Annotated in this window: 11 protein-coding genes and 2 pseudogenes; 1 reads left to right on the top strand and 12 read right to left on the bottom strand. The window is 50.8% G+C overall.

Annotation, left to right across the window (positions count from 1 at the left end; all coding sequences use genetic code 11):
• The 8 genes from BM029_RS22545 to BM029_RS22510 all read right to left on the bottom strand — a co-directional run.
• Positions 1 to 260, bottom strand: a 260-nt coding sequence (locus BM029_RS22545) for a transposase (protein WP_139217319.1), incomplete at its 3' end; no start/stop codon positions are given.
• 181 nt (positions 261 to 441) lie between these two features.
• Positions 442 to 717, bottom strand: a complete 276-nt coding sequence (locus tag BM029_RS22540) for a DUF6953 family protein (RefSeq protein ID WP_092439905.1) — start codon at positions 715 to 717, stop codon at positions 442 to 444.
• Positions 714 to 905 carry a YodC family protein gene (locus BM029_RS22535; protein WP_092439903.1) on the bottom strand — a complete coding sequence of 64 codons (192 nt, stop codon included), beginning with the start codon at positions 903 to 905 and terminating at the stop codon, positions 714 to 716. The genes BM029_RS22540 and BM029_RS22535 overlap by 4 nt, the downstream gene beginning before the upstream one ends.
• A gap of 719 nt (positions 906 to 1,624) precedes the next feature.
• Positions 1,625 to 2,392 (bottom strand): amino acid ABC transporter permease, encoded by a 768-nt coding sequence (locus tag BM029_RS22530; RefSeq protein ID WP_092439901.1) that lies wholly within the window; start codon positions 2,390 to 2,392, stop codon positions 1,625 to 1,627.
• Positions 2,393 to 2,428: 36 nt separating this feature from the next.
• Positions 2,429 to 3,235, bottom strand: coding sequence for an ABC transporter substrate-binding protein (locus tag BM029_RS22525; RefSeq protein ID WP_092439899.1), 807 nt, complete (start codon positions 3,233 to 3,235; stop codon positions 2,429 to 2,431).
• Between the two features lie 106 nt (positions 3,236 to 3,341).
• A complete protein-coding gene (locus tag BM029_RS22520) occupies positions 3,342 to 4,067 on the bottom strand; it encodes an amino acid ABC transporter ATP-binding protein (protein WP_092439897.1) in 726 nt (241 codons plus the stop codon).
• Positions 4,068 to 4,184: 117 nt separating this feature from the next.
• Entirely contained in the window at positions 4,185 to 4,598 is a 414-nt protein-coding gene (locus tag BM029_RS22515) for a Rid family hydrolase (RefSeq protein ID WP_092439895.1), read from the bottom strand.
• 71 nt (positions 4,599 to 4,669) lie between these two features.
• Positions 4,670 to 5,953 (bottom strand): NAD(P)/FAD-dependent oxidoreductase, encoded by a 1,284-nt coding sequence (locus tag BM029_RS22510; RefSeq protein ID WP_092439893.1) that lies wholly within the window; start codon positions 5,951 to 5,953, stop codon positions 4,670 to 4,672.
• Positions 5,954 to 6,177: 224 nt separating this feature from the next.
• On the opposite strand from BM029_RS22510, the gene BM029_RS22505 reads away from it, so the two are divergent.
• Positions 6,178 to 7,122, top strand: coding sequence for an AraC family transcriptional regulator (locus tag BM029_RS22505; protein WP_092439892.1), 945 nt, complete (start codon positions 6,178 to 6,180; stop codon positions 7,120 to 7,122).
• A 362-nt stretch (positions 7,123 to 7,484) separates the two neighbouring features.
• Here BM029_RS22505 and BM029_RS26665 read toward each other — a convergent pair whose 3' ends face one another.
• The 4 genes and pseudogenes from BM029_RS26665 to BM029_RS22485 form a co-directional block, all read right to left on the bottom strand.
• The gene (locus BM029_RS26665) at positions 7,485 to 7,715 is read right to left on the bottom strand and encodes a hypothetical protein (RefSeq protein WP_371329157.1); all 231 of its coding nucleotides are present in this window, start codon (positions 7,713 to 7,715) and stop codon (positions 7,485 to 7,487) included.
• 247 nt (positions 7,716 to 7,962) lie between these two features.
• Complete coding sequence (locus tag BM029_RS22495; protein WP_170851190.1) at positions 7,963 to 8,271, bottom strand: transposase; 309 nt, start codon at positions 8,269 to 8,271, stop codon at positions 7,963 to 7,965.
• Positions 8,272 to 8,333: 62 nt separating this feature from the next.
• A pseudogene (locus tag BM029_RS22490) lies at positions 8,334 to 8,666 on the bottom strand (3-oxoadipyl-CoA thiolase); the annotation flags it as partial.
• Between the two features lie 228 nt (positions 8,667 to 8,894).
• Positions 8,895 to 9,335, bottom strand: a pseudogene (locus BM029_RS22485) (TRAP transporter large permease subunit); the annotation flags it as partial.
• Positions 9,336 to 9,390 lie beyond the last annotated feature (55 nt).

Genomic DNA, 9,390 nt, shown 5'->3' with positions numbered 1-9,390 from the left:
TTTTTTATGATTTCGTTCTCCCGTTTCAGGCGAGCGACCTCAGCTCGCAGACGGGACAACTCCATCGCTTCCGGCGTGACCACCTTGCTACCGGCACCTTTGAGCTCACCTACCGCGGCGGCCTTGATCCAGTTGCGCAACGTCTGGTCACTCAAGCCTAGCTCCTTGACCACCAGCGAAATTGCCTGCCCGTCAGCCACCCGTTTGACGGCAAGCTCTTTGAACTCGGTCGTGTATGCCTGTTTTGGTATTTTCTTCATTTCCGCTTCTTCCAAAGTAACGTTATTTTACGTCACCCGTGGAAGACTAAATTTCAGGGGAAGCTCAGCCCGTCTGTTGCTTGGATTTAGCGCTATCGATAAGGCAGTGATTCGGGATTCGCTGTTACAACATCTTAAGGGGGCGTGAAGAATTAGAAGGCATACCTTTATAGCTAATTTTCTAATACTGCTGACGCCCTGCATCATCGAAATCTTCGCGCTTTCTCCACATACGGTCACCACGGACCCAAACCACGGATTTCTCAGAGATCTTTCTAAAAGCCGCCAGAACCAGCTTATTTATCGAAACGTTGCCGCGCTCATTTTCCGAGGTGAACCTTTCTCCAAATTTTTCAGCGATCTCGAAAACAGCCGTTTCTTGATAGAGAACATTGTCTCGTTCGATCTCGCCCAACATCCATTGGGCGACGATCTCAGCGGTAACGTTCTTCTTCATTTTTTTGCTGGCGCAGAGTCCGAAATTAAGATGATCGCCTCAATGGGGAATCCGCCCATCTCGCGCTTGCTGCCAGCAAACCACATTGTGCTTGCGCGTGAGCCATCCTCGGCCACCTCTGTAACCGTCATTTTCGGACCGCCAGAATTCAATTGCACAACATCACCAATCTTCAAATTTTCATTCATAAGTCGTAACTCCTAACTCAACAGTTAGGTGTTTTCTAGCAGTAACCCCTATGTCATGTCCTTCGGCATCCACTGTAGTAATTACCGTCACACCCGTTGCGAATGAACCTAGCGCACTCCGGAATTGCTTGGGGTCGATGGAAAAATTCGTGGCCATACCGTTCTCCCTTCCATGTATTGCCTGAGTATTACTAACACATTAACGTGACAGCGCTGGCGATTTCAGTTTTAATGACGAGTGCGGATGACCCTCGTTGAAGTGCGTAAAGGCCGACACGCGCTTGGCACCTAAATTCACGACCGCCATGTGCGATATGTCCCAAGTTCACATCAAACCATTTTTCAACTGGAAAATGGCACTTAACCAATTACCTAGGTCCACCGCGTCTTTCAGTCCCCGACGTCCAGACTGCGAGAAACTTTAGTCTGCTCGCCAAGACGTATGGCCGTTCACATTATTGGTGTAGGTAATCCCATCGTCGAGAAGACCGTAAAGTGTGACGCTTGTTTGAGTGCTCACTGTTTGATACATTGATGTATCCAATAAGACAATCGAAATCCTCAAAAACGTTCCATTGTCGGCGATGAATTATTTTTATTTCTTAAATTTTTCAGTAATCCTTATTTAACAATTCAGTGAAGGTAAATGACATCTATCTCCGCCAGCGGATCATCTAAATTCCTTATGAAAATCCGCTGACGTCGGAAGTACGATTGAATTAGGCCGTCAATTTTTTCGCGCCGTCTGAGGTTTCTCGTGCAGCTTTCTGGTTGTCTTTCGCCGGTTTGGAGACCGTACGTGCGTGCCCGCGACGATCTATGTAGTTGATGGCATGCGTCAAAGGTACGGTCATGAGCAAATACACGAGTCCTGCTGCTACCAACGGCGTCAAATTGGCAGAATTTACCGAAATGTTTTGGCCTATTGTGAAAATGTCGCGTTGAGAGCTCAACAACCCCAGGAAATAGACGAGACTGGACTCTTTTATGATCGACACGAATTGGTTCGCCAAAGCAGGCAAAATACGGCGTACCCCCTGGGGCACGATCACATAACGCATGCTTGCCCAGTAGCTCATTCCTAGCGCGCGACACGCGTTCATCTGGCCTGTGCCAACGCTTTGAATACCTGATCGAAATATTTCGGAAATATACGCAGATGCGATTAATGAGAGCGCCACGACCGCCAAGGGGTAAGGATTTGGTCCAAACAAAGACAACCCTACCGGGGCCAAACCCTGGCCGATGACCAATATCACGAGCGCCGCAGGTAAGCCCCTGAAAATATCAACATAAACGGCCGTAGGTATCAGCAGCCATTTCTGTCGAGATACTGCACACAGGGCGAGTGCCATACCTAGCGCAGTACCGAGTACCGTCGATAAAATTGACAGTGTAAGGGTGTTGACCAGACCTGTCCTGAACAGCGCTGGGAAAGATTCGAGAAGTAACGACCAATCAAAAAAGTTCTGTACGAATGCGTCCATACTGGATAATCCTAGAGTTGAGGTCAAGCGCTAGCCTTAATGCTTCAAATCGGTTGGAAGCGCTTTTGAAACCGGATACGTTGGAAAATATTTTTCGTATAACAATTGCCATATTCCATTCCGTGCAACGGTCTTTAGGGCTGCATTGAATTTGGCCTTGAACGCCTCGTTGCCTTTCTGCATTGGATATCCTGCAATCAATGTATTTGCAGTCAGGTCGATAGCACTTACTAGTCCGATTTTCGGATACTTCTGTACCAGAGCATCCGTCTGAGATTTGTCGATCAGATAGCCATCGATATACTTCGATCGCATGGACAAAAATCCGGCATTCACGTTCGGGAAACGCACGATCTCAGCACCCGGAGCAAACTGGTCGGACAGTGTGTCTTCGATCGTTCCTTGCACGACGCCGATACGCCTTCCTTTCACGGATTCAATTTCGCTCGTAATGGGACTACCGGGCAGCGTCGCCAAACTCAATATGCCCAGCAAGTAGGGTTCGCTGAAATCGACCATCTTTGATCGAGAATTCGTAATGCCAATACAACCAGCAGCGACGTCGACTTGGCGGTTCACCACAGCCGGTAGCAGGCCGCTGAAATCTTGCACCCGGAAATCGATTTTCAGGTTCATTTCTTTGGCGACACTGCGCAGAAGATCCACATCGAACCCCACCATTTTTCCGTCGTCGATATACGTATAGGGCTTGTTGTTTGCGTCTACACCGACCAGCATCATACCTAGCGTCAGGGTACCGTCGTTCGCGCTTTGACCATGGGCGATCGAGATAGCAAAAAGGGGAGTGGCAATGGCAATCTTTAAGAAGGTAGTCAATTTCATTTCAGTTCTCCTGAATAGGCAGGCGATTAGATAGCAAAAAGGGGGACAATGGCAATCTTTAAGAAGGTAGTCAATTTCATTTCAGTTCTCGTGAATAGGCAGGCGATTAATCGGATATCTGGGAAAGAAACGCTCTAGCGCGCTCGGAACGCGGCTGCGAAAAAAACGATGCAGTGGTGCAATCTTCGAGGATTGCACCTTCGTCCATGAATAGAACTCGGCTAGCCACGCGTCGTGCAAATCCCATTTCATGAGTTACGCATACCATGGTCATGCCATCCCGAGCGAGTTCGGTCATCACGATCAAGACCTCATTGACCATTTCCGGGTCCAAAGCCGATGTAGGTTCATCAAACAACATGACAACAGGATCCATTGCCAGCGCCCGCGCGATAGCGACGCGCTGCTGCTGCCCACCTGAGAGTTGCGCCGGCATCTTGCTTGCACTTTGCCCTAAACCCACCCGGAGCAGGAGACCGTGGGCCTTGTCGCGTGCCTCGGTCTTGTTACGGTGCAATACGCTCATTTGTGGCAACACGATATTTTCTTCCACGCTCAGGTGCGGAAACAACTCAAAATGCTGAAACACCATGCCGACTTTGGCGCGCAAGCGATTTAGGTTTACCTTAGCGCCGGTAAGGTCGTCGCCGGCCACTATAATACGGCCTGACTGTACGGGTTCCAGTGCATTCAGTGTCTTGACCAGCGTCGACTTTCCCGAACCCGAGGGGCCACAAATAACAACCACCTCGCCTTCATCAATCGTGGCGGTACATCCGGTGAGGACTTGATCCGATCCGTACCATTTCGACACATTATTGATTGAGATCATGGTTTCTTCTGCAATGGTTTAATGGCACTAACAACGTTACAAACGCTATTGCGGCAATGACTCGCTTCTGCCGGACAGGCCCCGTTTCTTGGACTGCTCCGTGAAAATGCGGACTATTCATGCATTTTTGAGCACTGCTGTGACTTCCATCTCTATCAACAAGCTCGATTCGGCTAATGGCGCACAGACCGCCGTTACTGCTGGCTTGATGGTGAAGAAGAACTTCGCGATCAAATCCAATGCCTTCGAGAATTCCTCCGGGTGCGGACAATAGATGACAGCGCGTACGATATCTTGCGGCGCCCCGCCCAACGCCTCCAAAGCACTGGTGATATTCCTGATCATTTGGCGTGTCTGACCTTCGATATCAGAATCGATCCGGTTTTCGTCGTAATGAAATCCTGATGTGTTCGATACGAAAATCCAGTTGCCGTCTTTCACGGCGCGCGAATAGTTGACCCATTTCTCGGTTTTCGAGTTGGTCTTAACGAAGACGCGGCCGTTGTGACCGACGGATTTAGTAACATCCATTTTAAGTTCTCTTTAGTGATGAATAGTAAAAGTAATATCGGTTCTAACGCGACCTGCAAACGGCAGTGCCTTCAATATCTCGAAAAGCGAAACGCAGTGGGATCGACCACTGGCGTACGACCTTCGACCAGATCCGCCATCAAGCGTCCGGCGCCAGGCGCCAAACCGAATCCGTGACCGGAAAAGCCGCTGGCGACAAATAACCCGGGTATTCGCTCGATTGGACTGATGACAGGAATCTGCTCTGGTGTCACGTCAATGCAGCCCGCCCAAGCCTGCTCCAAGCGCCCTTTCCTCAAAAAAGGAAACGCCATCGCCACTTCCTTCAAAACTTGCTGCTGGTCGAACCAGGGCGACGGGTCGAGTGTCCGCCCCGCTGATAAGCGCTGCAAAAAATCGGTTGAGTGTCTAAGGAGATGTCTTGTTTCCCGAAAGAATCGACTACCCAGGCGTATATCGACCTGCTGCGTGCGCAGTGCTTCACGGAACTTCCACGCATAGCGGAACGAATTGGGTACTAACTCCGCCCGTGTGCGAAAGCTACCCACCGTATAACCGCCGTCCCAACGGCGACGGAACGCGAATTCCCCCGTGCCAAAGGATGTATTTGGACCATCCTGAATCGCCGATGTTCGGAATGCCGTTGCAATGACTTCCAATTGGGGAAAATCAATGCCCAACTGCGCGCACAGTGCATTCGTCCACGCACCTGCAGCAATGACCACCGCCGACGTTGTCACAGTGCCACGCTCGGTTATTACTTGTCTTAGCTGCCCTGCCGCAGTATCGATATGTCGTACGGCGCAATGCGTAAAAATTTGCGCGCCTCTATCCCGCGCCGCGGCCGCAATAGCGGGTACGGCTAATTGCGGCTCGGCTCGCCCGTCGAAGGGGCTGAGAAAACTATGCACGGCGGGGAAAGTACTGCCCTGAAAATGTGCCCCCATTTCGGCGCGCGTCAGTGCACGCACGCGAAATTCGGTATTTTCAAGCTGTTTTAACCATAGTTGACGTCGCGCGGCCACGCTTTCGTCTTTATCCGAGAAAATGATCCCACTGCGGACATAGCCAGTCGTGCGATTTATACGTCGATCCATTTCGGACCAAAGCCGAATGGACTCGATCATCAGCGGGATTTCCGCCGGGTCACGATTTGTAAGTCTTACCCATCCTAGATTACGACTTGACTGCTCCTCGTTAAGGTTCGCTTTATCAAAGACGACAACGCGTAACCCTCGCTCGGCGAGCTCGAGTGCCGTGCAGGCGCCTACGATACCACCGCCGATAACAACGACATCGGTCGTATCAGGAAAATGTTGGTCTGAAATCACGTTTTCGGTAAACGGCCCTGTCATAGTTTTCTCCACATGGGGTTTAAAGCTCTCGACTTGTATTGCGTGAGCGACGCCGCGGTTATCGCCCCCGGTTTTTGACTGCGGCGCTCATGCCACAGCGAAGCGAGCGCATCGTTGCGCCATCATTAATTTAAGTGGTACGCTACAGACGGACGAATCATAGCCGACGTATTTTTTTTCTACATGCTCAGCAGTGCGCATTTCATGCTTTTTCGTACCACATTATGGCCACCCCACTTTCTGACCTTATGAACTTAGTCGACCCACTTTCTGACCTTATGAACTTAGCCGGCGCACATTGCAGCATCAGTGGCGCCGTCGTTGCTTCAGGCCGATGGTCTGCATTGTTGCCGTCGCCAAAATCGATCAAGCTGTTTGTCATAAAGTCCCGCTGTTATTTCGCGATCAAAGGCGAGCAAATCGTGGTCGCCGACCGAGGCGATATCTTGGTCGTGCGGCACGGCAATCCCTATATGATGTCGAGCGCGCTGGGAACACCGTTGGGGGGTGACGTCGCATTTTTGCACGACAACCAGTTAGCCAACGATGCCTATCAGTCGTCTGCCTGTGTCGCACTCGCATGCTTCGTATCGTTAAATGAGCATACTGGTAACATCCTCATGAAAATGTTACCGAATTCCATCGTCGTTCGTGCGTGCGAGGAAAACAAAACCTGGTTGGCAGGCCTTTACGACCAGTTAGTAAGTGAAGTTCGCGCCAACGATATTGGTGCCAAACTCGCCATCGACACGCTGACACAACTCATTTTTCTCAGGGTATTGCGCGCCTATTCTCGATCATTGCCGGCAAACAAGGCGACAACCGATAGTGGTTGGTTTGGTAAGCCACACGATGAGCGAATCGCGGCAATCGTCGCCCATATGAACGAGCGCCCGCTCGATCCTTGGACACTTCAATCACTCTCCGAATCGTGCAATATGTCGCGCACGACGTTTGCAAAGCGGTTCCGGTTATCGATGGGAATTACCCCTCACGCTTACTTGCGTGATATCAAAATGAAACAGGCGGCGCTGCTGCTCATCCAGAGCGATTGCTCCGTTGCAAACATCGGCTATCATTTGGGCTACGAGTCAGAAAGCGCTTTTAGCGCGGCATTCAAGAAGGCAATGAACGTGTCCCCCGGGCACTATCGCGCGAGTATGGGTTAGGTTTGCATCCAACACCAAATCAACACCTCAGGGAGAAACGAGTCGAGGAAGCCCGAGTGCCATCAATGGTGTCAACGATCTTATCGTAAATAGTCGCGGACGCAAGCGCCAAGGGTACAAGGTTATGCCAACAAAATAAGGACGAATCAGTCGCCATTACAAGCAGCTTTTTTTGCCTACTTCTAATGCGAGCAAGTTCTAAAAATATTGTTTAATTGCAAAAAATTTCGAAGCAATCGACATAGGGGCGGCCAGTAACTGGCCAATGCCTTACCACCGGGCATGCGGATCAGCACCGGGCGGTTCGAATAGTTGAGGTTATAAGAGACGAGGTACTCCAAGTCGATCAAAGTAGGCAATCGTCAGCACGCTAGGCTGCCGACTGACGGCTCGATGTTTGCCTCAGCCAGCCGTTCGCTATTCCGAATGCTGATATATTGGGCGATCCTCTGTCCGAATGGTGGATCGGGGGTTCCATTGTTGTCCGGCTGACGGGCGTACAGCGCCTGATCAAGCGCATCCAGAACGAAGTCTGTAGTCATTGACGAACTGACACGCCAACCAACGATACGGCGAGCGAACACATCGATCACGAACGCTACGTATAGCCAGCCCTGCCATGTCGAAACGTAGGTGAAGTCCAATACCAAAGCTGATTCGGCCGGTCCGCCTTGAACTGCCGATTGACCTGATCCAGCGGACGCGGTGCAGTCATATCAAGGAACGTGGTCAGGATTCGCTTGCCGCGAATGGTGCTACGTAACCCCTGTAATCGCATTAACCGTTCGCCTTCCAACTGCCGGTCATTAGCAATATGAGTCAACTGCGTAACATGGTCCATTATCTCGTACGTTCGATCCCTTCCGACATCAAGAGCGCGGTGGCTTTTTTTAAAATGGCCTTTTCGCGCTCAAGGCGATCAATGCGCGCCTCCAGCTCCTGAATACGTTGCTGATCTGGCATCATGGCCTTGCTCTGCGGTGTGATGCCTTGGCGTTCCTGCTCAAGCTGGTTCACCCGGCGACGCAAAACAAACTCACCGACACCAACTGACCGGCTTGCTTCGATGTGACTATAGTTTTTATCTAGAACCAGGCTTGCAGCCTGCTGCTTGAACTCGGGGGAATACGTCCGTCTTTGCTTGCTCATAAAACACCTCTCCATGGCGTATATTTTCGCCTAAATTAGTGTCCGGGTTTATTAAACCACTACAACGTAGCCTCGTCTGATTTGATCGTCCGAGCAGCCGCTCCTAACGCATCCAAGCCTGAGCCACATAGACGGTTAATAGTTGAGCCAGGGACTTGTTGCGGCAACCCCGCAAGCAAAGCGCTCATGCGCGCGACGTTGCGATTGTCCTCTCCCGCTTGATTGGCGCAGCCGAAGATCACATCAGTCACAGCGTCCCAGTCTACCCCTCCATTGCGCTCTAGTAGTGCTCTTAGCGGGATAGCTCCGAGATCATCGGCTCGAACGCTGCTGAGCGCCCCTCCGTATCGGCCAAATGGCGTTCGAATTGCATCGCAGATGAAAGCTTCCGTCATGCCTGCACTCCAAAATCAAAAAATGAATTTAAAAAAATATTCTGTGAACACCGCGCTCAGATTTTTTAAACCGCAATTAATGCATCAAGCATGGCAGGCGTTGCTTGGATCGCACCGAAGCCGCTTTCGTTAACCATTGCGTCCAGCTCAGCATTCAAGACCGTGCGCTCCTGCTGAAGCGCCAAAAATACAGGCCCTCCGAGCCAGCGAGGAAATCCATAGCCCTGTATCTGCCTCTTTGACGCCGCGCTTTTTCATCTCTGGCAGCAGAACTGGAGCGATGGCAGCCATGTCCGCAGCTTTAGAACCGGAGATTCCAGATACCAAATACATAGCGCCAATCAGTACATACGAAAGTCCACCACGCAAGTGCCCGAGCAGTGATGCTAGAAATTGGACCATCGCCTTCGCCATGGATGTCATTTCCATGATTAAGCCCAAAAACACAAACATTGGCACTGCCAATAAAATCAGGTGTGACATCCCTTCGTCCATCCGGCCGATGACGACGATAGTCGGTGTCGACGTAGCCAGAGTAAGGTAACCAAAAGTGGCAAGACCAAAGGCGAATGCAATTGGAATTCCGGCAAAGACGAGAGCGATGACGCCAATAACAAAAAATACCAACAAGTTATAGTTGCCTAATTCTTGAAACACAGGCTCCAGCGCAGCGAATATTCCGACCGTCGCACCAACAATGGCGATAGCAATCAGAAGTTGGCGC

The sequence above is a fragment of the Collimonas sp. OK607 genome (genome assembly GCF_900111995.1).
In the GTDB taxonomy this organism is placed as follows: Bacteria; Pseudomonadota; Gammaproteobacteria; order Burkholderiales; family Burkholderiaceae_D; genus Collimonas.
This window is presented reverse-complemented; position numbering and strand designations above follow the sequence as displayed.

What these genes read in the sequence shown, in the direction of transcription:
- BM029_RS22540 (WP_092439905.1), bottom strand. Translation starts at nt 717, where the DNA reads ATGAAGAAGAACGTTACCGCTGAGATCGTCGCCCAATGGATGTTGGGC.
- BM029_RS22535 (WP_092439903.1), bottom strand. Translation starts at nt 905, where the DNA reads ATGAATGAAAATTTGAAGATTGGTGATGTTGTGCAATTGAATTCTGGC.
- BM029_RS22530 (WP_092439901.1), bottom strand. Translation starts at nt 2,392, where the DNA reads ATGGACGCATTCGTACAGAACTTTTTTGATTGGTCGTTACTTCTCGAA.
- BM029_RS22525 (WP_092439899.1), bottom strand. Translation starts at nt 3,235, where the DNA reads ATGAAATTGACTACCTTCTTAAAGATTGCCATTGCCACTCCCCTTTTT.
- BM029_RS22520 (WP_092439897.1), bottom strand. Translation starts at nt 4,067, where the DNA reads ATGATCTCAATCAATAATGTGTCGAAATGGTACGGATCGGATCAAGTC.
- BM029_RS22515 (WP_092439895.1), bottom strand. Translation starts at nt 4,598, where the DNA reads ATGGATGTTACTAAATCCGTCGGTCACAACGGCCGCGTCTTCGTTAAG.
- BM029_RS22510 (WP_092439893.1), bottom strand. Translation starts at nt 5,953, where the DNA reads ATGACAGGGCCGTTTACCGAAAACGTGATTTCAGACCAACATTTTCCT.
- BM029_RS22505 (WP_092439892.1), top strand. Translation starts at nt 6,178, where the DNA reads ATGGCCACCCCACTTTCTGACCTTATGAACTTAGTCGACCCACTTTCT.
- BM029_RS22495 (WP_170851190.1), bottom strand. Translation starts at nt 8,271, where the DNA reads ATGAGCAAGCAAAGACGGACGTATTCCCCCGAGTTCAAGCAGCAGGCT.